The 20,806-nt window shown below is 59.3% G+C and carries 25 protein-coding genes and 1 tRNA gene; 12 read left to right on the forward strand and 14 right to left on the reverse strand.

All coding sequences use genetic code 11. From position 1 onward, the window contains the following. Positions 1-5: 5 nt before the first annotated feature. From JG739_RS19750 to JG739_RS19765, 4 genes are all read right to left on the reverse strand, one after another. On the reverse strand, positions 6-1,061 hold the full coding sequence (locus JG739_RS19750) for a DNA polymerase III subunit delta' (RefSeq protein ID WP_202363019.1): 1,056 nt from the start codon (positions 1,059-1,061) through the stop codon (positions 6-8). After that, positions 1,058-1,729 (reverse strand): dTMP kinase, encoded by a 672-nt coding sequence (tmk, locus tag JG739_RS19755; protein WP_202363020.1) that lies wholly within the window; start codon positions 1,727-1,729, stop codon positions 1,058-1,060. The genes JG739_RS19750 and tmk overlap by 4 nt, the downstream gene beginning before the upstream one ends. A 64-nt stretch (positions 1,730-1,793) precedes the next feature. Further along, on the reverse strand, positions 1,794-2,960 hold the full coding sequence (locus JG739_RS19760) for a D-alanyl-D-alanine carboxypeptidase family protein (protein WP_202363021.1): 1,167 nt from the start codon (positions 2,958-2,960) through the stop codon (positions 1,794-1,796). Between the two features lie 113 nt (positions 2,961-3,073). Beyond that, positions 3,074-4,303 carry a septal ring lytic transglycosylase RlpA family protein gene (locus JG739_RS19765; protein ID WP_202363022.1) on the reverse strand — a complete coding sequence of 410 codons (1,230 nt, stop codon included), beginning with the start codon at positions 4,301-4,303 and terminating at the stop codon, positions 3,074-3,076. A gap of 409 nt (positions 4,304-4,712) precedes the next feature. On the opposite strand from JG739_RS19765, the gene JG739_RS19770 reads away from it, so the two are divergent. Both JG739_RS19770 and JG739_RS19775 read left to right on the forward strand, forming a co-directional pair. Further along, positions 4,713-4,802: transfer RNA gene (locus JG739_RS19770), tRNA-Ser, on the forward strand. A gap of 850 nt (positions 4,803-5,652) precedes the next feature. Beyond that, positions 5,653-6,177 (forward strand): hypothetical protein, encoded by a 525-nt coding sequence (locus JG739_RS19775; RefSeq protein WP_202363023.1) that lies wholly within the window; start codon positions 5,653-5,655, stop codon positions 6,175-6,177. A 691-nt stretch (positions 6,178-6,868) separates the two neighbouring features. Here JG739_RS19775 and JG739_RS19780 read toward each other — a convergent pair. From JG739_RS19780 to JG739_RS19790, 3 genes are all read right to left on the reverse strand, one after another. Next, positions 6,869-7,078: a hypothetical protein gene (locus tag JG739_RS19780; protein ID WP_202363024.1), complete on the reverse strand. Its 210-nt coding sequence runs from the start codon at positions 7,076-7,078 to the stop codon at positions 6,869-6,871. A 129-nt stretch (positions 7,079-7,207) separates the two neighbouring features. After that, positions 7,208-7,387, reverse strand: a complete 180-nt coding sequence (locus JG739_RS19785) for a hypothetical protein (RefSeq protein ID WP_202363025.1) — start codon at positions 7,385-7,387, stop codon at positions 7,208-7,210. A 136-nt stretch (positions 7,388-7,523) separates the two neighbouring features. Then, a complete protein-coding gene (locus JG739_RS19790) occupies positions 7,524-7,712 on the reverse strand; it encodes a hypothetical protein (RefSeq protein WP_202363026.1) in 189 nt (62 codons plus the stop codon). A gap of 413 nt (positions 7,713-8,125) precedes the next feature. Here JG739_RS19790 and JG739_RS19795 point away from each other — a divergent pair, with 413 nt between their 5' ends. After that, the gene (locus JG739_RS19795) at positions 8,126-8,929 is read left to right on the forward strand and encodes a hypothetical protein (protein ID WP_202363027.1); all 804 of its coding nucleotides are present in this window, start codon (positions 8,126-8,128) and stop codon (positions 8,927-8,929) included. 333 nt (positions 8,930-9,262) lie between these two features. On the opposite strand, the gene JG739_RS19800 is transcribed toward JG739_RS19795, so the two are convergent. Next, positions 9,263-9,823, reverse strand: a complete 561-nt coding sequence (locus JG739_RS19800; RefSeq protein WP_202363028.1) for a DUF1003 domain-containing protein — start codon at positions 9,821-9,823, stop codon at positions 9,263-9,265. Positions 9,824-10,241: 418 nt separating this feature from the next. Here JG739_RS19800 and JG739_RS19805 point away from each other — a divergent pair, with 418 nt between their 5' ends. Beyond that, the gene (locus JG739_RS19805; RefSeq protein WP_244749485.1) at positions 10,242-10,550 is read left to right on the forward strand and encodes a hypothetical protein; all 309 of its coding nucleotides are present in this window, start codon (positions 10,242-10,244) and stop codon (positions 10,548-10,550) included. Between the two features lie 169 nt (positions 10,551-10,719). On the opposite strand, the gene JG739_RS19810 is transcribed toward JG739_RS19805, so the two are convergent. Next, on the reverse strand, positions 10,720-10,896 hold the full coding sequence (locus JG739_RS19810) for a hypothetical protein (protein ID WP_202363029.1): 177 nt from the start codon (positions 10,894-10,896) through the stop codon (positions 10,720-10,722). A 349-nt stretch (positions 10,897-11,245) separates the two neighbouring features. Here JG739_RS19810 and JG739_RS19815 point away from each other — a divergent pair, with 349 nt between their 5' ends. Continuing rightward, entirely contained in the window at positions 11,246-11,497 is a 252-nt protein-coding gene (locus JG739_RS19815) for a hypothetical protein (RefSeq protein ID WP_202363030.1), read from the forward strand. Positions 11,498-11,690: 193 nt separating this feature from the next. Further along, complete coding sequence (locus JG739_RS19820) at positions 11,691-11,927, forward strand: hypothetical protein (protein WP_202363031.1); 237 nt, start codon at positions 11,691-11,693, stop codon at positions 11,925-11,927. 561 nt (positions 11,928-12,488) lie between these two features. Here the strand turns inward: JG739_RS19820 and JG739_RS19825 are convergent. Beyond that, positions 12,489-12,788, reverse strand: coding sequence for a DUF1236 domain-containing protein (locus JG739_RS19825; protein WP_202363032.1), 300 nt, complete (start codon positions 12,786-12,788; stop codon positions 12,489-12,491). A 458-nt stretch (positions 12,789-13,246) separates the two neighbouring features. Here JG739_RS19825 and JG739_RS35420 point away from each other — a divergent pair, with 458 nt between their 5' ends. Then, positions 13,247-13,945: a hypothetical protein gene (locus JG739_RS35420; protein WP_244749486.1), complete on the forward strand. Its 699-nt coding sequence runs from the start codon at positions 13,247-13,249 to the stop codon at positions 13,943-13,945. 257 nt (positions 13,946-14,202) lie between these two features. Here the strand turns inward: JG739_RS35420 and JG739_RS36200 are convergent, their stop codons facing one another. Both JG739_RS36200 and JG739_RS19840 read right to left on the reverse strand, forming a co-directional pair. Then, a complete protein-coding gene (locus tag JG739_RS36200; RefSeq protein WP_342216416.1) occupies positions 14,203-14,598 on the reverse strand; it encodes a hypothetical protein in 396 nt (131 codons plus the stop codon). Positions 14,599-14,818: 220 nt separating this feature from the next. Continuing rightward, positions 14,819-14,998 (reverse strand): DUF3606 domain-containing protein, encoded by a 180-nt coding sequence (locus tag JG739_RS19840; protein WP_202363034.1) that lies wholly within the window; start codon positions 14,996-14,998, stop codon positions 14,819-14,821. A gap of 113 nt (positions 14,999-15,111) precedes the next feature. On the opposite strand from JG739_RS19840, the gene JG739_RS19845 reads away from it, so the two are divergent. Together JG739_RS19845 and JG739_RS19850 are read left to right on the forward strand one after the other, a co-directional pair. Then, positions 15,112-15,264 (forward strand): hypothetical protein, encoded by a 153-nt coding sequence (locus JG739_RS19845; protein WP_202363035.1) that lies wholly within the window; start codon positions 15,112-15,114, stop codon positions 15,262-15,264. Positions 15,265-16,007: 743 nt separating this feature from the next. Continuing rightward, positions 16,008-18,053 carry a family 16 glycosylhydrolase gene (locus JG739_RS19850; RefSeq protein WP_202363036.1) on the forward strand — a complete coding sequence of 682 codons (2,046 nt, stop codon included), beginning with the start codon at positions 16,008-16,010 and terminating at the stop codon, positions 18,051-18,053. 319 nt (positions 18,054-18,372) lie between these two features. On the opposite strand, the gene JG739_RS19855 is transcribed toward JG739_RS19850, so the two are convergent. Then, positions 18,373-18,669, reverse strand: a complete 297-nt coding sequence (locus JG739_RS19855) for a hypothetical protein (RefSeq protein ID WP_202363037.1) — start codon at positions 18,667-18,669, stop codon at positions 18,373-18,375. A 107-nt stretch (positions 18,670-18,776) separates the two neighbouring features. On the opposite strand from JG739_RS19855, the gene JG739_RS19860 reads away from it, so the two are divergent. Further along, the gene (locus JG739_RS19860; protein ID WP_244749487.1) at positions 18,777-19,664 is read left to right on the forward strand and encodes a LysR family transcriptional regulator; all 888 of its coding nucleotides are present in this window, start codon (positions 18,777-18,779) and stop codon (positions 19,662-19,664) included. On the opposite strand, the gene JG739_RS19865 is transcribed toward JG739_RS19860, so the two are convergent. Continuing rightward, positions 19,654-19,947: an ATP-binding protein gene (locus JG739_RS19865; RefSeq protein WP_446720504.1), complete on the reverse strand. Its 294-nt coding sequence runs from the start codon at positions 19,945-19,947 to the stop codon at positions 19,654-19,656. The two genes, JG739_RS19860 and JG739_RS19865, sit on opposite strands and share 11 nt — an antisense overlap. Positions 19,948-20,057: 110 nt before the next feature. Here JG739_RS19865 and JG739_RS19870 point away from each other — a divergent pair, with 110 nt between their 5' ends. Further along, entirely contained in the window at positions 20,058-20,444 is a 387-nt protein-coding gene (locus JG739_RS19870) for a transposase (RefSeq protein WP_183445375.1), read from the forward strand. Continuing rightward, positions 20,441-20,785: an IS66 family insertion sequence element accessory protein TnpB gene (gene tnpB / locus JG739_RS19875; protein WP_183445374.1), complete on the forward strand. Its 345-nt coding sequence runs from the start codon at positions 20,441-20,443 to the stop codon at positions 20,783-20,785. Before JG739_RS19870 ends, tnpB begins: the two co-directional genes overlap by 4 nt. The last annotated feature ends 21 nt before the right edge of the window (positions 20,786-20,806 follow it).

Raw genomic sequence — 20,806 nt, forward strand, 5'->3', positions numbered from 1 at the left:
GGCCGTCACATTCGCATTGCAGAATTCAGGCGGTCGATCATGATCAAGGCGTGCTGCTTCTTGTCGAGATTGTAGGTGTCGGTTTCAGATATAGCGTTCAAAGCCTCGTGCCAAGTGTCGGACAGGGTTTTGGCCCGAGCCAGATCGCCCGCCAGCGCGGCCTGGCCTGCACCGGTCGAGAGCAGGTCGAGCGCACGGCGGTTGAAAATATCGAACTGGATCGCCCGGTCGCGTCCGGCCACCGCCTCCGCCAGGCGATAGGCGCCGGCAACATCGCTCTTTGCCGCTGTCGCCAGGGCGTCGAGCGCCTCGGCGATTTCCAGCCCGCCATACTGCGTCAGCAGGATTGCGGTGCGCGCGCTGCCCCCTGCCCGCTTGGCCAGTGCCGCGCGCGCCGCGGGATCGTCCGGTGGCGGAGGTTCGACGCTTTCCAGGACCGTCATCAGGCTCTCGGCATCGAGCGGCGTCAACCGCACCATCTGGCAGCGCGAGCGGATCGTCGGCAACAGGCTGCCCGGCGCGTGGACGATGAGGATGAACAAGGTGCGTGCCGGTGGTTCTTCAAGATTCTTCAGCAAGGCGTTGGCAGCATTGGTATTCATGTCGTCGGCCGGGTCGACGATCACCACCCGGTAGCTGCCGTCATGCGAGGTCAGCGACAGGAAACGGCTGACCTTGCGGATCTCGTCGACAGTGACCACCGTCTTGAAACTCTTGGTCTTGTCGTTCGGCGGGCGGGTCAGATGCAGCACTGAAGGATGGGCGCCGGTGGCGATCTGGCGAAACAGCGATGACGCCGGATCGGGAACGGCAAGCACCTCCGGCGCTTGTTCGGACGCCGGATGCTTCAACAGATGATGCGCCAGATGAAAGGCCAGCGTCGCCTTGCCGATGCCGACCGGCCCGACAAAGATCAGCGCATGCGGCAGCTTCCCGGAACGATAGGCTGACGCCAGCATGTTCGCTGCCTGGTCATGTCCGACCAGGCGCGGCGTCTCGGATGGCTCCGGTACGCCGTCAAGCGTGTCGTGCTGTTCTGGTGCGATCCGTTCGAAAATCATCCCGGCGCCTGCTTCCTCTGCCTCGGCGTCATCGTCTCCAGCGCCGTGAACACGGCGCCGGCGACGACATTCTCCACCGTGTCGGGGTCGGCGGACGCGTCGATGACGATGCAGCGCTCGGGTTCTGCCGCGGCGATCGCCAGAAAGGCTTCGCGGCGGCGCTGGTGGATATCAAGCGTTTCCTTTTCGAAGCGGTCGGCGCCGGCATCGGTGCCCCGCCGTACCGTGGCGCGCCGCAGTCCTTCGGCCGGGTCGATATCGAAGATCAGCGTCATGTCGGGCACCATGCCGTTGATGGCGACCTTTTCCAGCGCGCCCATGAAGGCTGGGTCGAGGCCGCCGGTGACACCCTGGTAGACGCGCGAGGAGTCCATGAAGCGATCACAAAGCACGATCGAGCCGCGCTCGACCGCCGGCCGGATGACCTGCTCGACATGGTCGGAACGCGCGGCGGCGAACAGCAGCGCCTCCATCCCGGGGCCGAATGGCTCGGCAGCACCGGACAGCAGGACATGCCGGACCGCCTCTGCGCCTGGCGAGCCGCCCGGCTCGCGCGTGACAAGGACATCGTATTTTTTGGCGCGCATCTTGCTGGCCAGCCGCTCGATCTGCGTCGACTTGCCTGCCCCTTCTCCGCCTTCGAAGGTGATGAAGAATCCGCTCACCAAAGCCTTTTACCATGCTGCGGGACCGTAATAGTCCTGACTTGAGAAAAGGTCCACGCTGTCGCTGCTAACGCAGCCAGCCGACCGCCAGTTCCTTGGCGGCATCGAGCGCGCGTTGCGGCAGCGAGCCGACGCCAACCGTTTCGGCGGCGAAAAGCGGCGTCTCCTGGCTCAGCGTGTCACCGATCCAGACCCGCAGCGCGCCCACCGGCTGCCCCTCTTCGACGGGCGCTGCAACCGGTCCCTCATAGACGATCCTGGCGGTCAGCTTGTCGCGGTTGGCGATCGGCAGGAAAATGACCACGGGCGCTTTTGCCTTCAGCGCCACACCGGATTTCGCACCGCCGAAAACCTGGGCCTCGCCGACCACCTCGTCCTTGGCGAAAATCTCGGTTTTCTCAAAGGAACGAAGGCCCCAGTCGAGGAGTTTTCGCGCTTCTTCGGCGCGCTCGCGGTCGCTTGCCAGGCCGCTCATCGCCGCAATGACCCGCCTGCCACTGTGGCTGACCGAACCGACGATGCCGAAGCCGGATGCGTCGCTCCTGCCGATCGCCAGGCCGTCGGCGCCGATATCCATCGCCAGCAGCGGGTTGCGGTTCCTCTGGGTGATCTTGTTCCAGGTGAAATCCTTCTGGCCGTAATAGCGATAGAGGTCCGGATACTCGCGCCAGATATGCAGGGCCAGGAGCGCAAGCTCGCGAACCGTCGTCTGCTGGCCGTCGGCCGGCAGACCGGTTGCATTGACGAATGTCGATTTCTCCAGGCCAATCTGCCTTGCGCGCTCGGTCATCTCAGTCGCGAAATTCGCCTCCGATCCGGCAAACCCTTCGGCGATGATGATGCAGCCGTCATTGGCTGCCTGGACTGTCACGCCCTGGATCAGGTCTTGAAGCCGGATCGTCGACTTGAGCTGGGCAAACATCGTCGACGTTCCGGATGGCGCGCCGCCGGTGCGCCATGCGTTCTCACTCACCACGAATGTATCGTCGAGCGTCACGCGCCCCGATTTGATGGCGTGGAACACCACCTCCATCGTCATCAGCTTGGCCAGCGACGCCGGCTGTATAGGCCTGTCGGCATCTTTGGAAAACAGCACCGTTCCGGTTTCGGCATCGATCATGAAGGCCTGCGCGGCCTTGGTTTCGAAAAGCTGCGCCGCGGCTGGAGCCAGCGAAAGCAGCAGGAAGCCAAAACCCAGGAGCCCGGCGAGAGGCGCGGCGAAGCGAAATTTCATGAGAGGATCGACCTGTCAGCCGGCATTTTTGGGGCAAGCTCTAGGCTATCAGGCTTTGTCCCGGCCGAGCAACCGCGCGATGGACAACTCGGCAAAACTTCAGGATTTGCCGGTCAATTCCGAACCACGAGTGCGTCCGGCGCGCCATGCGCCCATGCCGCCAGCAGCATCTCGTCCAGGCTGCCATGGCCATCCGGATAGAGATCGACCGAATACCAGTCCTTGCCCTCGAATTCGGAGCGCTGGATTTCGGTCTTGCCGAAGCCGGAAAGCTGGGTTGCCACCTGCTGCGCCTCGGCGGCATCCTCGAACGAGCCCGCCGCGATATAGTCCGTGGGCGAAGCGGCCGAAGGAACTTGCCGCTTCCACGATTGAAGGATTTCGGCGGGCGACATGCCGGCGCCATCCAGCGCGGCAAAGACAGTGGAGGCGTGTTGCACGGGTTCGCTGGCGTAGGACAGCGTCGCTACGGCGAACGGCGATTGCGGCGGCAGATTGATCTGCGGCCGTTCCGGCACGATCGGCCCGAAATCGGGCAGCGTCACACTGCCAGCGGCCGAAGTCTGCGCCGCCATGACAGGCTGTGCTGATGGCGAATTCGTCAACTGACCGGGAAACGGAGCGGCAGCGGCCAACGCCGTGCTCGGCGATGGTCCGTTCATGGCGATCATGACGCCGGTGGGGAGGCCGTCCGACGGATCCGGCGCCCTGTTGCCGGGATGGTAAGAGGCCATCAGATAGTGTTCGTCATTACCGTGAAGCGGCGCCCGTCCGACATATTCGACCTTCACCTTGGCCGTGCCGATATTGGCATAGTCGAGCATTTCGGCGGCGCGCTTCGACACGTCGATGATGCGCCCGTCATGATAAGGACCGCGATCGTTGACGCGCACGATGACCGAGCTGCCGGTCTTCAGATTGGTGACGCGCGCATAGCTCGGCAGCGGCATTGTCGGATGCGCGCCGGTCAGATGCGTCATGTCGTAGACTTCGCCGTTGGCGGTCAGCCTGCCGTGGAAGGCTTCGCCATACCACGAGGCGAGACCCTTCTTGGCGTAGCGCTTGTCTTCCTTCGGATAATACCACTTGCCGCGCACTTGATAGGGTTTGCCGAGCTGATCGCGTCCGCCGCCACGCTGCAGGCCCGACATTTTGAAGCTAACGCGCGGGCTGGCTTTTACGCCATATTCGGATTCGGCAAAATATTCCTTGGGGCGAGGCTTCTTGTTGACCATTGCCTTCGGCTGTGGCGGCGCCGCGCAAGCCGCCAACAGGGCAGCCGACAGGGCACACAACGCGAAAGCGGAAGCGCGACGAAGACGCGGGCGCGTCGTGCCTGGCATTTTTCGATTGTCCCCTCTCAACAAAGGCACCGCAACTTGACCGTCGGCAGGGCCAAAACCCACCCGACAATGCCAGCGCCACCTTGATTCGCAATCCCTTGTGCACAGGAATTGTTTATCACCGTATTAACCGATTATGGTCGGAACCGGGCGAGATTGTGGCACAAGCCGTCCGGCCGATCGCTGTGAAAAATCACGGCGTTTCGAGCTTCGGCGCAGCGCTCGCACGTCCTGCTCAAGCCCCGCCGTCAAGCGCCCGTGCCCTGCCCCTGGCAGGAACCGGCAACAGCCGGTTGACAGGACTTCGTTGGCCGCACTAGAGCAATGAAGCGCGAACGATCTCCGAGGCGTGCCCACAGGGTACGCGTTGCGATCAGGACGAGCATCCAAGTGGTTGAAAAATCACGATGGAGGGATGGCCGAGCGGTTTAAGGCACCGGTCTTGAAAACCGGCGTGGGTGCAAGCCCACCGTGGGTTCGAATCCCACTCCCTCCGCCAGATGCCGTTGATTTACTTATAGAATCTTTCTATTTCAATGAATTGCGTACAAAATAACGTATATCCCGGTTGGGCATACCTAATTTGGTTTTAATCTCGGCCCTGCTTTCACATGCTGTGCAAGCTTCTTGGCCTTTTCGATATCTCCTACCCGCAACTGAGGCGCGATGAACTTGAAGAGCGCTGAAACGGGTGTGTTAGCCGCTCCGGGTCCACCAGTTGCTCAAAACCCAGCCTGTCAAGCGTGGTGGTTGCGATCTCGACCTCTGAGAAAAGGCTAGGGAAGACTCGCCTGTCCAAATATGGCTCTCGGGTCGCATGGTCTATACGAAGCGCTAAGGTCTCCAGATCCTCAAACAGTGCCTTTGCCCTGGCCTTCTTTCCCACGGGATAGCGGCCATCTAGTCGGCGCATGATCGCGTCGAACCAGGCACCGGCTGCTCGCCCCAAAACGCCGCCTGCGATCCAAGGGAAAGCAGTAACACCGACCAGCAGTTCCAACCAGTTTAATGCTGTTGTGACGGCCGCCCCTGGGGCAGTGAACAATCCTATCTTTTCTAAGGCGTGGTCGAGGAATGGCTGAAAAAGCGCCGTAAGCACCAGCGCTACGCAGAATAGCAATAGCCAACGAAGTCCCCTCGCCATCCACAGAGCATACGTAGAGCTGTAAGAATGTGGAGTCCTGAAATTAGCACGAGGACCCACCGACCGTGGAGGGCCTCACTTAGGCAGCCTTCTTTCATTTCCGCGCCTTCCTGCGACTATCGGCAGGTCCACGCGACATGAACGCGACAGGGGACTTTCGGGGCGCGTTGGCGCCTCGTTTCAGTGGGAGAGAAGGGGTGCGTGAATGGATATCGTCGTCCGGTTGGCTGCGGTCGGACAGGCGTTCGATATCGCCAGGCAGCTTCGAGAGTTTGAGAAATCGTTCTCTGACGCTGAGTTCAAACTGAAGATCACCGAGTTGTATTCGGCCTTAAGCGACACCAAGATGGCGTTGGCTGATGCACGTGAAGCCATCCAGGAAAGGGACTCAGAGATAAAGCGCCTGAAGGTGCTCGCGGATAGCAAGGTGAGAACGGTCCGGGTTGGCCAGTACAATTATGGGATTACCCCGGACGGCAAGCCGTCTTCACTACCCTTCTGTCCAACTTGCGAACAGACCCAAGGGCTTCAAATCCAGATTTCGCACGGCCTCGGAGGGCATAATCTTTGCCCTAAATGCAAGGGTATTTACAACGCACGCGACACCGCACTTCCGGTGGGGTTTCAGAATGCCGGACAACGCAACCGGTTGATCTCAATGAGTTCCTTGCAATCCTGTGCCTTCCTGCGACTATCGGTTCGCGAGACGCTGGGGATGCTCCCATTTTAAAGCTGTCGGAAATCATCCCTGACCCTGAAGCGCTTATCGCCTTTGAGGCTGACGAGCTCGGCTTGCGTCTTCTCCCGTTTTTGGCCAGGTGGCCAAGGCACGAACATAAGCAGCTCAGCACACTGCTGATTCTGGTGAATGGCCATCCGCAAGCCCCGGCGCAGACTCCAGTCGGCGAAGGCACGTATCCCAGAGCGTTCAAACCCGCGATCGAGGAGGCACTTCGCGAAGCTGGGCTTGGTTGGTCGGAGCCGCTCTGTTGGTTCCTCATGCCGGTTACAACGAATCAATAATGACACTGAGCCGACGGGCCAAAAAGCTGGCAGCAGAACCGGCAAACCAGACTGCTCATGGCGCGCGACGTGTGCCCAAGGAATCTCTCCACGCGAATATCAGGGAAGATGTCTGGGCCACGCCCACGAACGCGACTCAAATCACGAAAGGCGATTCAGTTCCGGAACATTTTAGCTAAATTGAATGTTGGATGGGTCATGACGAAACTGTCCGACCTCGGCCCGCCGATCACAGGCAGGCTCCAGGGGGCCCCGCCAAAGGACGAAAGCGACAATTTTACATCTGCCCGATCTGTGAGCAGCCGGTCGACATGCGGGACCGCAGGCAAGTGATGTGGCACGACAAGCCGGTGCATGAGCGGCTGGAAATGGACGCCTAGGCATGCCCCGCCGGCCACCTAGCCCCCGAGCGGCAGTTTGGAGACCAAAACCAGTTCTTCCTCGTCTGTGATCCCGGCCTCGTAGTTTGCGATGATGCGGGACGCGAGCTCTTCACGATCGAGCGAGGATTGACCTTCAACCTTCAGCCTGTCGAACACACGGCCTAGCAAGGTGACTTCGGACGAACTGAAGACACCGGCTTCTTTTGCTTTTTGATAAATTGGCATGCAACCCACCCTCACCAGATCGCGCCAGCTAACCCAAGAATCAGAAAAAACCCGCCCCCCAAGGCGAACGAGAGCGGGTTCGTTGACCTGGGCCGCGCGCTGAATTTCTGTCGCGATCGGCTCAGCGAGTCAACGCCGCGATTTCAGCAACCGAGCCTCACGCACCAATGAATTCCAGTTGGTGCCGATCAGGTCGATCAGCAGCCGAGCATCAGACTCAGAGATGCCTGTTTGCTCGGCCAGTCGCCGGACAAGAAGCTCGACGACCGACCCGCACCCCGACCTTCCCTTGCTATTGTCCTCGCCCATAGAGCAGCTCCTTCTGAGTCGAACTCCGAACGAGGCCGAATGTTTCGTTGGGGCAGACCGAAAGCACGAGAAGCAGTGGGGCTCTGAATTCGCGATGATGCACGTTCATGCAGCCACCGGCAGGTCTTCGCGTCTCTCAAACGATAGGCGCGAGGATCGCGTCAGGGTCGAGGCCAAGAGCCGTGACTAGCAGGATGGCGTCCGGATCGTCGCAGTAGACCTCGGGGCGATCGGGAGCAAACCAGCGAGCGAAATAGACCGGGTTTTGCGTCAAGGCGGCGTAGTCGGAAGCCATCATGCCGGCGTCGATTATCCTTACCTGCACGACCGATTTCCGAACTGTCTGACGAGGTGGCGGCGCTGGCTCTGGGCCGGTGAAATTCTCACCATCGAATGAAAAACCGGCGAAAACATCGTCGGGAACCTCTGTCCATCCCGCGGCCTTCGAAATAGGGCAGATCGTACGAAATCGAATCCACCACGCCATCGATGATGCGGGCGTATTTCATGCCGTCCTCCAGAAATTGATGCGGGTGTAGACCTCAGCATCATAGCTGCCAGCCAGTCCGAACCCGGCGGCTTGGGTGGTCACGCATTGGTGTTCCACGCGGTATGCTTTCCCGCCAACAACGGCAGCCCCGCCAAACGATCGGGTCGACGTGTCACCGCGCCGGAGCAACGTTCAACCGTCCCGGTGTCCGCCACCGTGCTGTCGGTGACGTTGTAAAGGCGTGACTGGTGAATGCCTATTTGCTTGCTGGAGCTGACCACTCGACCCAGCCGTTTACAGTTGGCGTGAACTGGTTTGCCGCAATAGAGACGAGTGAGGACGCGTCCCGCACCTCAGTATTCAGATCGCGCGCGCGCCACCGCGCGCCGCGCGAGGACCACGAGCTAGGGATTGTGGTCACTTCCTGTCCAACCGGAGAGGAAGGCGTTCCGATCGCGAAAGCGCTTTGCCGCGAGCTCATGATTGCGGCCGAGAGCCATCATATCAGCACGTACGACTACGATGACCTTGTGCAAGCCTTGCTGAAGGTCCAGTCCCTCGCCACACTTGATGAACTGTTTTCCGGCGATCTGAAGTGGCAACGGACGAGCGTGCGCCTTCTCAACGATCTCGCACACTTCCACAAAAACGTCCTGAATGTGCTGCCGGACGTAACCGCAATCACTTGGTGCGACCGCGATCCCACGATGCGCTATCCCCTCGCCGCATCCGTGGTCTTGCTCTTCAACCGACCGAAGAAGGGCGAACCGCACGAATGGGCACCACTCGCGAAGAGACTCTTGGGGAAAGCACCGGAACCACTCCTCGTTCTGAACGAAATCGTTCATCGTCTCTATCCGTTAAGGTGGAGCGGCTCACTTGCGTCCAAGCTCGAGGGCCGCCTAAAGCTCTTGAACAGCCTGGCCGAGGCCGATGCTCCCGCCCTTGCCGAACCGCTAGCCGAGGCAAGAAAGAGGTTTCAAGCGAAAATCGACGCTGAACGGCGGAGCGAGCAAGAAGCAGACCGTGCACGTAACAACCGGTTCGAATGAGGACCAATCCGAACGGGCCGGCGTAGGAGAACAAGCGATCGCGGGTCCGCTTCTGGCGAAAACCACAACCTACTGCGTGGTCGTTTCCGACGTCTTCTTTCAGGTAGCTGCAAGGGTGATGTCTATGGCTCACACGGGGCGCATTGCTGTCCGGTATCTATGGGGTCGAAAGCGGACTGGCAAATTTGGCGGCCGAGAAGCAAATAGCAGGCATTCGCTTCGTTGAGCACTTCGCTGATTGCGTAAGAGCGCGTAACCCACAACACCATCTCAAGATGGGTTCCGAAGCATTGCCGAGTGCAAGCCCAAGCGGAAGGGTTCCGAGGCCGCCATTCAGCGCGGGTCTAGCTTCTCCGCAGCCTCCCGCTGCTTCGATTCGATCTCGTCCAGCACTGCTTCTGGCGCAATGTCCCTCTTAATCTCGCCGACTTCTACATCGCTTAAGGCTGGTTTTACATTCAACCGATCCGCCATCGCATCCACAAGTTCAGTAAGCTTTGTGAGTTCGTGCTCCGTCAGCAGGCTCACTTGAAGGTCCAGATCCGCCCGTTTGTCTGCGGCAGCTGACATCCGGTTTTGGCTGATCAGTACAAAGGTCGAGAGGAATATGGCCTCGACGGAAGCTACCATAGCCAATATCACGAATGTCGGATCAAATGGCGGAGTGATCGGTATCCAGCCTAAGTTCGAGACGATCCAGCCGCCATACACGGCCAAGTGAAGGTACACGAAACGCATACTGCCCGTAAAAGAAGTAATCGCCTCAGCGATTTTCTCTTCCAAAGTTGCCTCGCTTGCTTCCTTCGCCCGGCGCTCCTCAATCGCTTGGATATTGCGTTTCAGTGCTTGGCTGAGTTCAGTCGGAGGCGGCGGAGGCAACGTTGGAGAATCCATGGAACACCCGTTGGATAGCTATCGGTCCTGCCACTCTGGGCAACGTACAAATCATGGGTATTCGACTTTGTTCCCGACTAGAGCCGTCTAATCATTGGCTCCGCTATTTTACCGGGGCCATTTCGGGGCCTTGAGGCTTGGCGCCGCCAGAGTTTCCCGCTGAGGATGGGGCGGGGCGATCCGGCAGCTGAGCGTCTTCGTTATGGTCGAGGAGCCTGGTTGATGCCGCACCGCAAAACCAAAATGTCACTTCAGGGTCTAGGGTGTTGAGATAACTTGCCTATTTAGGGTCCCCCGGAAACAGCAGCATGACTAGCGCGGTCGCCTGCTATCGAGTATCCACACAGCGGCAAGGTCGCTCGGGCTTGGGCATCGAGGCCCAGCGTGACGCGGTCGCCGCTTTGCCGAGGCCGAGGGCATGATCATCCTCCAGGAGTTGCCGGAACAAACGGGATCGGCGCCGGTTAACTACTATCGAAGGGACCGCAACCGCAAAGGACGCGGAAAAATGTTTGAAATTGATCGCCTCGAGTTGGCCAAGGCGAGACAGCGAGTAAAACGAGCCGAGAACTCTCTGAAGCGCGCGAATGAGTTGCTGGACCAGGACGGTGGCGTCGCCCTCAATCTTGCGTTGTGCGGCCGGATAAGGGCCGAGCAAAGGCGCGTGATCGATGCCAGAGAGCGACTGATGAAGATCGATCCGAACAGCACGGACAACGAGGGCTGAGCCTTTCGGCCCGTTGGGAAGCATCCCGACGAATACCGGGCGAAATGGGATTGGGCCGCTTTGCCCAGTCCGATGATCGTCTGTTTCAAACCCCTCCAGTCAGGCTGAAGGTGATGAACCATGGGCCGGCTCGACGACCTTACAGGAGGCAAGCGTTGGCGGTTGCGGGTCAGACGATTCCCACGGCCAAGTGAGCCCAGATCATCAGCACAACAAGCACCACGCCGACTAGCAAAATGGGGCGAAGTACCCTGCCATGGACGTTGCGTCGAACCAGCGCAATCCCGATCCATGCAGCGGCAAATAACGTGGCCGCAGCCGTAAAATCCTCAATACCCCAGTTCATTTCGATGGGTCCTGGTTTCGATCGAGGGACTATGCAGCAGGACGTTCTGCCGTGCCAGATGCGTCAGTTGAAGGCGGTTCCGGGACATGCCCGCGAAATCTTCAAGCTGCTTCCGCCTTTGCGCATCCCGCTGCCGGCGGCAGCTGGCGCTGAGGCTCATAAGGTGAAGAGGTGCCTGGCGGGCAAATGGTAAATTCCTCGTCCCCGTTGGAGGGTGCTTCAGCGGATAAGCAAGCCCGGCGGACCCGCTGGGTCCCCACCATGGCTTCGTGCCGTGGGTACTGGAACGGAGTCGTATCATCGGCGTTACCGGCCAACCAAACGCAGCAAATGGTATGGAGGAACGGGCGTGATCGAGTTGACTGAGAAGGAAAAGCGCTTTCTCAAGCGCGTAGACACCATCACTCACGTTCCCTGGTCGAACAAAGTCACCGCCTCAGATGCCAAAGGCAAGCCCCTGCGTATCGCGAGGGCGACATTTGCCCGGTTAAGAGATGACGGCATCATCATCCGATCTACGAGCGACCTGACCTCGAACACCTACGTCGTTAACTCTGCACCAGTGACTCCACAAGTCGAGGAAGTGCAGGAAGCATCCTGATCGGCTATGGTCCAAGAGGCAGTAAGACTGAAGTCTGTGCGTTAAAGACAGAGGGCTGAGGCTGGCAACCAAGATCTTGGCAAAAGATTGGTATTTGGCCGCCGAGCAAAGTCCCTTCATCGGTGGTTCCGGGTGCCTCGCTGTATACGCAGCGGCAGGCACCCGAAGTGGCACCCTAACGGTGGAAAGAACTGTGACCCTTATCCAGAGCAGACAGAATGTCGATGAGGTCGCAAGCCGACCCGCCAATGACAATCAAACTCCTGACCCAACAGATTTCTCGGCGGTTGATCTTGTTTCGTCGAGCGACGACGACGTCGTTGCAATCGTCAGGCGAATAGAGCGCCTGGCCCTCGCCGTGATTATAGTAATGGCGATCTTCCTGATCTTTGCACCGGTAGTCTTCATTGCCCTGATGTATGGGATCTAGAGGTCCCGATTAGCGCCGGTAACTCCCAATTATTACGCGCTAATTCCCGGTCGCGGCATCGCCAAGTGCGCGTACTTCTGAAAGATCGCAATCTTGTCGGGATAGGTAATCCGGATCTCGTCCGCATCCCTCGCACTTGTAATGGGAAACGACCTGAAACCAGCCGCCGTTCTTGATGACGGTTGTAGTTGCACTGCGGGCATTGGAAAGTCAGGCCAACAGAGAACAGGCTGGGAGACAGGGACATTGCAGCACTTCGCATTCTGGAGAGTTTTAAAAGCAGCTTCTTAGTCCAGCGTCTCGACGACGGAGGATGCGGCAATCAAGTCGTCGGCATCGATTCTGCCCTTGCCGTCCCCAGGACGGCTGCTAGCTTTCGAAAGGTAGTCAGTTCGCTCTCGGTAACCCGGGTGCCGCGCATCCTCTCGTTGAGGTCAGCCACACGCATTCGCGGCGCGTTGGACGCTCCAATCTCACGGTTCGACATGGTGATCACATTCCTCGTGCTTGACTTCCCGCCGCACCTTCCAGCACGGCGGGCTGTGCTCCCAGTCGCTTACGTCATTCGATGATCTTGATGATCTTACGCGTGCCTGGGTCAACGACAACGGTTCGGTTGTCGACGACAACGGTGCGGTATTTGGTGTTCGGGACTTCGTGGAGCTCGACCGTCTCGGGCAGGGTTGAGCCGATATTGAGCTCTACCCCAGGGACCTTCACCGATGCGAGTGGCTGCTTTTTGACGTATTCCCTGATGACCGTCTCCTGTTCAGGCTCGATAACTACGTCCTGAGCGGCAGCGGCGCCGATACCCGCCAACAGCAAAAAACCCGCGGCTGCAGTGGAAAGATGCATTCTCATAGCTGTCTCCTTCGTGAGGGATGATGCGCTGAACGGGATCGCCTTAGCGCCAGGCACCAAATCTCAGGCAGCTGCATTTGTTCCCTTTGAGGGACTTTGGTCTGATGCGCGACAGGACTGGTCTCGCCTGTTTTGGCGTTATAGGCCGGATATAGCGCCACCCGGAACCGCCGCTGCGCATGGTCGTTGATCCCTGCAAGTTCACGGGAAGGAGCCCATGGAAAATAGTGTCCACCAAGCTCGCTGGTTACTCGCTCCGGTGTTCGCCGTATCGATCACGTTCCTGGCGATAGGAATCATCGTTAGCTAGGGGCCAACCAATTTGACATCTGAGCAGCTAAGTCCCTTCCGGCGCTGATAAGGGACCACCGGCCATTCCTCAATTTGGCGGGTGGTCCGTGCGCGACTGAGAAGCACTTCAGATCCTTGATCTTCCCAAAGCTTATGTTGGTCGCGTCGTGAATATCGACGCCGACAACCAGAACCATTTTGAGGGCGCCGCGCTTGCGGCGGCAATTGAGAAGGTCGGATCTGAGCCGGTCATAGCGCATGCGCTCACTCCTCAGAGCGCGGGCCGATCGGATTTGCTGGCCGATCTGCTGAGCTTGGGGCGTAAACCCATTGGTCTCCAGATAGCCACACTCGACTGGAGTACGATTCCTGAGAGCCGATGCAACGCGCGGTGTTCTCTGGTAGACGTGGAACCGTTAGCCTGCGATTGCCGCCCAGGCGAGTCGGTCCGCGCGCAAGGTCGTGAGGGCGGCATCACCTCACAGCAGGTCTTCACCTCACAGCAGGTCTTCGGCAACCCCGTCGAATTTCCTGAGGCCTACGCTTGGAGGATTTCGCTTAAGAAGCCCCTGTTCACTTGCGGCCGCCTTAAAGGCAGCGAACGCAGCTTGGTGACTGCAATGTCCGGCCAGGCATTCCTCGATCATTCGGATTGCCTCAAGTCGGGACGGCTTGTCCATGAATGGCCATGGTTGCTGAAGCGCCGTCTCAGCATCAGCGATCGACGCAACCAGCATAGATCTGTGATTCAGGTAGATCGTAATCGGAATAAACGCCGGCATCTTTATCGCTCTCCAGAATTGAAGTGGCTAAACGCGAAGACATGGCGGTGGTTGCATGGATGTCGTCGGGCAGTGGTGCTCTAATTCGCCGGGCCCAGGACACGTCGGCGCCAGGGGCTGGACGTCCGAAGAGCATTGATAGTTTCGATCTCCCGAACGAAGAAGCCCGCGGCTCACGGAGGGAGGGCGCGGGCTGATCGGAGCATCGCCCGACCGGCAGCAATCTTGAGAGGAAAAGACATGCTGCACGTGCCGAACTTGCGGCCTATAGCTATGTTCCAGCGAAGATCGAAGTTCCAGTCGAAAAAGAGCGGTGAAAGCAGGACCTATTTGCGTTGCATCTAACGACCCAACGGCAGTTTCGACGCTGAGACAAGTTCGTTCTCATCAGTGATACCGGTCGTATAATTTGCAAGGATCCGGGACGCGAGAGCCTCACGTAGATGTTCGGAGTCGCCCTCCGTCTTGAGCCGGTCGAACACACGGCCCAGCGTAGCCACTTCGGATGCACTGAAGACGCCAGCTTCTTTAGCTTTTCGATAAATCGGCATACCGCCTCCTCCGGCTAAAACATTTTTCGCAAACAATACGATTAATGACATCTCGAACAACAAAAAAGCCCGCCGCACCTTCGGCACGGCGGGCGAGACGCCATGGTGCACCAGGCGGCTATATCTGACAAAGCCGCCTACCGCTTGGCGGCGAGGGACTTTGCTTGCCGGAGCATCAATGCCCATTGGAGCCCGAGGAACAAGATAAGCTCTCGGGCCTGTTCGTCGAACGACGATCTCAGGGGTGTTTGGCCGGTGTTTGGCCCTCTATCCTGTTCGTCAGCCATACTCGTGAGGCAGACCTTGAGCGTGTCGATTCAGATGCGCTGGACTGCCTTGTGCGCAAGTAGGTCCCCAGTCAGGCGAGGCTACTCCTGAATCGCGCCTGCCGGAGATCGAAACCCGACTAGTCGTCTTTCTTCAAATCTTCAGCTTCGTCCTTCAGCCTCTGCCAGTCTGCGCCGTGCTTGCGAAGCAATGCTCGCGCCTGTTTGGGCGTCACGTCTGTCACCTCCGCCAGGTGCTCAACTTCAAGTTCTGCACCCTTCTTAATTCGGCTCGTGTCGCTCGTCCTCTTGACCGCCATCTGTTACGTCCTCCTTGGCACACGGTCAGTCGCAACGGATGTTGAACGTTGCGGTTCCGCCCATGTGGAACTAACTGCCGGCCGTGTAGTTCTACCGCCGAAGGAGATCCCAAATGCTTCGATTCTTAATCGGTCTTGGCGCGCTGTACGCGGCATTTCAAATCGGCCGTGAGTTCGGCCGCACCGAGGCGGAGGTCATCCAGATTCCACCCGACGATCTTCGCCCGACGCCTGAAAACGGGGCAGAGTTCGGCGAGCGTACCTAGGGGTTCTGGTAGCTCCCTCAAGCTTGCGCTATCTACGCGACATTGGCGCGAGCAAACGGAGCCGGCAGTTCATTGCGATGGCCAAAACTGCCTTCCACCAGCCGATAACCCTGTCGAGGAATGCAAGGGGCAAGATTGCACGCTGGCTCCGCCGGTCGACCCAGGTCCGGCGACTGAACAGCATCAGCCGAACACCCCACTACGAAGGTGACCGCAGATCCGTGGAGAAGGTTGAATTTCAGGTCCTCTCCCTCCGCCAGAGCACCCTGCCCCAACATTCTCTACCTCGGCTCGATGGCCCACGAACCGCGCAGAACCGCGGGGCTTTTCAATTTAAGCTGCCAACGGCGCTGTCGGCCTCCCGGGCTGAAGGCCGCCATGTCGCCTGAGGACGAACATTGCAAGTCCGGGAAATAATCCTGGGAGGAGGTCCTATGACGATTGCCCGCGTGGAAGTGATACCTCGGGGCAGCGCCGCGGCGCTGGTCGCGGGCGGAGAAGGAGCGGCTGGTTGCGGCGACGGTCGAGCCCCGCGTCACGGTATCGGAGGATACGCAATATCGTATGCCGGCTACGTCAAGCGATTTGCGACGTCTCCCAAATTTCTCGTGAAGCGTTGGGGATAACCGCACTGACCCCATTTGCGGCGGATTGGCTGTCCGTTACCCTTCCGTTAACAAATGGACGATTAAATCTCGGTGGGGGTCAACCGCGAAAATGTTGCGAAAACGAGGGGCCTATCAATGGCTGCGATTGCTCTTCCTGGCGATTGGACTGGACAGTACAAGGGATCGACGCTGAACCTCTCCGGGTTCAAGCTCTCCTTTTCTGACGAGTTCAACACGCTTGATGTGGTGCCGAACAACGGCACCGGCAAGTGGTTCGCGCCTGTGCATGCCCCCTATGGGGCCGCCACGTTCATGTCGCCGGTGGGGGCAACGAACCCGTTCTCCGTCTCTGACGGGAAGCTGACCATTACCATGAAGCAGGTGGACGGCGCCTGGCAGTCTGGAACGATGCAAACGGTTAACAGCGCCGGCCAGGGTTTCGCGCAACAGTACGGGTACTTCGAGATGCGCGCAGCCTTTCACGGCGGGGCTGGAGCCTGGCCGGCTTTCTGGATGCTGTCGCCCAATCAGACTGTGCCGCGCGTCGAGGTCGACATCGTTGAAGCGTATGGCGGCGATCCCGATGGTCATCACCAGGCGGTGCACTTGAGCAATAAGGAAAGCCACGCTTGGGAAAGTAACTATACGGGCCTCCCCGCTTCGATGTTCGACGGGGCGTTTCACACCTACGGCGCGAGGATCACGACGGACTGGATCACCGTGTACTATGACGGCAAGGAGCTGAGCCGCTTTCCAATGAGCGAGTCCTTCCGCACGCCGCTCTATATGTTGGCCTCGCTTGCCATGAATCCCCTTGAGGTCGAGCGGGCGTCCGGCACCTACAAGATGGTCATCGACTACGTGCGCGCCTATGCCGCGCCGGACGTGATGGAGCAGCACCTGACCGGGACGGATGCGGCGGATATCCTGAACGGCGGCAGCTTTGATGACGTTCTGGACGGCGGAGCTGGTGCTGACAAAATGTCCGGCGGTGCCGGCAACGATACCTACCGCGTCGACAACGCGTCCGACGTAGTCATCGAGGCTGACGGCGCCGGCATCGATCTGGTTATCACCTCGATGACGTATTCGCTGTCCGGCCAGCGAATAGAGCAGCTCACGCTCACCGGCGTTGCCGACATCGACGCGAAGGGTAACGAACTCGACAACACGCTGGTCGGCAACGCTGGCAGCAACCTGCTCGACGGCGGGGTCGGAATCGACAAGATGGAGGGCGGCGCGGGCGACGATACCTACTATCTCGACAATGCGCTCGACCGCGTGGTCGAGGGCGATGCGGCGGGCAACGATTGGGTGTTCAGCTCGATCACCTATTCACTGCCACGCTATGTCGAGAATCTGACTCTCGTCGGCCTTGGCGCTATCAATGGTCGCGGCAATTCTTCCGACAATGAGCTGACCGGGAACAATGGGAACAACACGCTGGACGGCCTTGCCGGCAACGACACCATAAGGGGCGGGGCGGGTAGCGACCGGTTAGCGGGCTATGATGGCGCCGACCTTCTCGATGGCGGGACCGGGGCCGACCTGATGAATGGCGGTACCGGCAACGATACGTATTATGTGGACAATATACTGGACAACGTCATCGACGAAGCGGGCGTCGACCAGATTTTCAGCCTGGTCACGTACTCGCTGGCGGTCGCTAACCGGGAGGTAGAAAATCTGCGTCTGACCGGAAGCGCCAACGTCGGGGCCAAGGGGAATTCCCTCGACAACGTGCTCGACGGCAACGACAGCGACAACAAACTGGACGGCGGCCGAGGCAATGACACCGTGCTTGGGTGGGGTGGCAACGATACACTAACGGGCGGCCTGGGCATTGATCGGCTTACCGGTGGCGCCGGCAACGATTTCTTCGTTTTCAGCGCACCGCTCTCAGTGGCCAACCGCGACATCATCACGGATTTCAACCACACGGCCGATGCATTCAGGCTCGAGAATTCGGTAATGCAGGGGCTTGGAGCCACCGGAGCCCTCGATCCAAGGTATTTCTTCGCTGGGACTAGCGCGCACGACGCCAACGATCACATCGTCTATGACAACGTTACCGGTGAGTTGTTTTACGATTCCAACGGAAACGTCGCAGGCGGCGTGACACAGCTCGCGACGCTGACGAACAGGCCGACGCTGCTGGCCGACGATTTTTTCGTGATCTGATCCGGTGCGCGTGAAAATCAGGCTTTCGCCGAACGCGACGGGGCCCATTTCTAGAATTGCCGGCGACGTGGCGAGAAACTCCGCGTTCACCCCGGAGCCGCACCGATCACAAAGTCGGCCACCATCAGCGATGTCACGGAATCGCGAAAGGCCGAACCGATCAGGGCAGCCGTGGCGATCTGCGAATCCGTCGCCAGCACGATACGTCATCGCCGAACTTGGCTCGCTCGCCTGACGTCGCAATCCCGAAGGCAATGGAGCGCACCGCCGGCAACCTTGCCCGCCTTGGCAACGGCAGCGGCCTTGACGAGAGAACCGGCTACTCGAACATGATCCGAGAGGTTCCACTTTCTGCGATCAATATTCTCCGGGCTTCCTGGATCCGCTCAGCCTGTTGCTTGGTATAGGGACCCATCGGCCGGGTCTTTTCATCGCCGCGACGAACCCGGCAGTACCAGTGGCCGCTGTCAGAGAAGATTTCAACCGAGGTCGGTGCATGGTTGGCCGCCTCCTTGGCGACCGCGTCGATGAATTTCACGACCTTTGAATAGTACCGGGCGGGTGCAACCATGCGCGAACCACTGGTGACGTTAAGTTCCCGCTGCACTGTGGACATGGTCGAATTCCTTTCGGTCATTTCTGCTGCGCAGCATCCAGCGCTGAGCTGGGTGGATAATTCTCGAAGCCTATTGCTATGGCTAGCTATCTAGCAAACGAAATTGATTGACATTTAAACGCAATTTTTATGCTATCTTCTTTATGGACATTGAGCTCGCCCGGACTTTCATCGAGATCGTTTCGACAGGCAGTTTCATTCGGGCATCGGAGCGCTTGAATGTCGCCCAGACGACCGTAAGCGCACGAATTCGCAACCTCGAGCAGCAATTGGGCCGGGCGCTTTTTGTTCGCCACAAAGGCGGAGCTTCCCTTACCCCGGCCGGTGAGCAATTTCTGCGCCACGCCCCGATGTTCGTCCAACTATGGCAACGCACCCTTCACCAGGTTGCCGTGCCCCCGGGACGTCGAGCTGTTCTGACTGTCGGCAGCGAAGTCAGCCTTGCGCAACCTCTTCTGCTCGATTGGGTCCGATGGATGCGCGGCTCGCTTCAGGATGTTGCACTTCGAGTACACGTCGATGTGCCGCAGGATCTGATCAATCAGGTCGCGTCAGGAATGGTCGACTTAGCTATCATGTACGCGCCCCCCCACAGACCGGGTTTGAAGATCGATCTGCTTCTGGAGGAAAAACTCGTCCTCGTGACTACCAATTCCGAAGCGCGCCTCCTGGATGAATCCGATTATGTTTATATGGATTGGGGGCCGGATTTTGGACTTCACCACGGGATGAATTTCCCGAGTGCTGCGCCGCACCTTTCTTTCGATCTCGGTCCGCTCGCACTGAGCTATGTTCTTGCGACTGGCGGCTCCGGATATTTCAGGATGAGTTCCGTGCAGCCTCACATAGAGGCCGGCCGGCTGCACCTTGTGCCTGAAATGCCGCAGTTCTCCTATCCGGTTTACGCGGTGCAATCCGCAAGTGCGGACGAGAGCGTGGTAGGTCCTGCCCTGGCAGGATTGCATTCCGTCGCGAGCGCCGACATCAAATTGTAGGAGTTGTCGGGCGTCCAAGGTCCGCTTGGATTGACGGGAACAGAAGGTCGACCGTTGTTCCAATCCCTCGTTCACTCTTTATCCGGATCCGACCACCAACCATTTGCGCCAATGCCTGCACTTGCAACATCCCAATCCCGGTGCCCTTCTCACCCTTTGTCGTGAAGAATGGATCGAACACCTTTCGCAGGACTTCCGGAGCCATGCCGCAACCATCGTCTTTGACGCGAACGCATGCGTAGGTTTCGGGCCCTGGCAGGTCAGGAGTCGGGGCCGTCTGCACCAATCGCTCAGTGGTGACGCGGATCTCCCCGCCGTAAGCGCGTAGGCGTCCCCACGTAGCGTGCAGGCGGTTGATCGCTCATTTTCAGCATGAATCATGCGGAGAATCCTATGAGCGACAGTATGAGCCATCATCGAACATTCGAGATTTTGACGGCGGAGCCTGTGCCGTCCCGACGCAAGCCGCGCCATCGGTCGGACGAAGAGAAGGCACGGCTTGTCGCCGAAGCGTTCTCGCCAGGGGGCAATGTCTCGGCGGTTGCGCGTTCCGAGGGGCTGGACCCCTCGCAGCTCTATGCGTGGCGCCGCAAGGCGCTTTCGTCGGGCATGGTTGCGCCACTGACGGAGGGAGCGAGCAAGCCGGCGAAGTTCACGCGCTTTGAAGCGGTGGGCAGCGACACGGTGGAAATCGTCATTGGCGACGCAGTGGTGCGCGCCGGCGGCGATGTCGATCCCGATCGCCTGGCGAGGATCATCCGCGCGGTTCGTAAGGCATGATCGCTTCCGGTGTGGTGGTTTACGTGTCGTGCCAGCCGGTCGACTTCCGCAAGGGCGCGGCATCTTTGATGGCGCTGGTCAGGGATGGCGGCCTGGACCCATTCTCGGGGGCACTTCACGTATTCCGTTCGAAGCGTGCGGACCGGGTTCGCATCGTGTGGTGGGACGGCAGCGGGGTTTGTCTTTATTCGAAGACTCTGGAAGATCACAGCTTCTGCTGGCCGGGGATATCGGCCGCGCGCATGCGTCTCGACCACGCCCAGTTGATGGCGCTTCTGGCCGGACTGGACTGGAAAAAGATTCGTCCGGCCAGGGTCAGGCGGCCGTTATCGACGGGCTGAAACCGGCCTGCGGCAAGATGA

It is taken from the genome of Mesorhizobium sp. L-2-11, from assembly GCF_016756595.1.
Lineage (GTDB): Bacteria > Pseudomonadota > Alphaproteobacteria > Rhizobiales > Rhizobiaceae > Mesorhizobium.

Bases quoted from the DNA above. Each gene is read 5' to 3' on its own strand.
- JG739_RS19825 (WP_202363032.1), bottom strand. From the start codon at position 12,788: ATGAGAATGCATCTTTCCACTGCAGCCGCGGGTTTTTTGCTGTTGGCG.
- tnpB (WP_183445374.1), top strand. From the start codon at position 20,441: ATGATCGCTTCCGGTGTGGTGGTTTACGTGTCGTGCCAGCCGGTCGAC.
- JG739_RS36200 (WP_342216416.1), bottom strand. From the start codon at position 14,598: ATGGGCATTGATGCTCCGGCAAGCAAAGTCCCTCGCCGCCAAGCGGTA.
- JG739_RS19750 (WP_202363019.1), bottom strand. From the start codon at position 1,061: ATGATTTTCGAACGGATCGCACCAGAACAGCACGACACGCTTGACGGC.
- JG739_RS19785 (WP_202363025.1), bottom strand. From the start codon at position 7,387: ATGGGCGAGGACAATAGCAAGGGAAGGTCGGGGTGCGGGTCGGTCGTC.
- JG739_RS19800 (WP_202363028.1), bottom strand. From the start codon at position 9,823: ATGGATTCTCCAACGTTGCCTCCGCCGCCTCCGACTGAACTCAGCCAA.
- JG739_RS19765 (WP_202363022.1), bottom strand. From the start codon at position 4,303: ATGCCAGGCACGACGCGCCCGCGTCTTCGTCGCGCTTCCGCTTTCGCG.
- JG739_RS19840 (WP_202363034.1), bottom strand. From the start codon at position 14,998: ATGGCGGTCAAGAGGACGAGCGACACGAGCCGAATTAAGAAGGGTGCA.
- JG739_RS19845 (WP_202363035.1), top strand. From the start codon at position 15,112: ATGCTTCGATTCTTAATCGGTCTTGGCGCGCTGTACGCGGCATTTCAA.
- JG739_RS19805 (WP_244749485.1), top strand. From the start codon at position 10,242: ATGATCATCCTCCAGGAGTTGCCGGAACAAACGGGATCGGCGCCGGTT.
- JG739_RS19780 (WP_202363024.1), bottom strand. From the start codon at position 7,078: ATGCCAATTTATCAAAAAGCAAAAGAAGCCGGTGTCTTCAGTTCGTCC.
- JG739_RS19760 (WP_202363021.1), bottom strand. From the start codon at position 2,960: ATGAAATTTCGCTTCGCCGCGCCTCTCGCCGGGCTCCTGGGTTTTGGC.
- JG739_RS19870 (WP_183445375.1), top strand. From the start codon at position 20,058: ATGAGCGACAGTATGAGCCATCATCGAACATTCGAGATTTTGACGGCG.
- JG739_RS19810 (WP_202363029.1), bottom strand. From the start codon at position 10,896: ATGAACTGGGGTATTGAGGATTTTACGGCTGCGGCCACGTTATTTGCC.
- JG739_RS19850 (WP_202363036.1), top strand. From the start codon at position 16,008: ATGGCTGCGATTGCTCTTCCTGGCGATTGGACTGGACAGTACAAGGGA.
- JG739_RS19775 (WP_202363023.1), top strand. From the start codon at position 5,653: ATGGATATCGTCGTCCGGTTGGCTGCGGTCGGACAGGCGTTCGATATC.
- JG739_RS19855 (WP_202363037.1), bottom strand. From the start codon at position 18,669: ATGTCCACAGTGCAGCGGGAACTTAACGTCACCAGTGGTTCGCGCATG.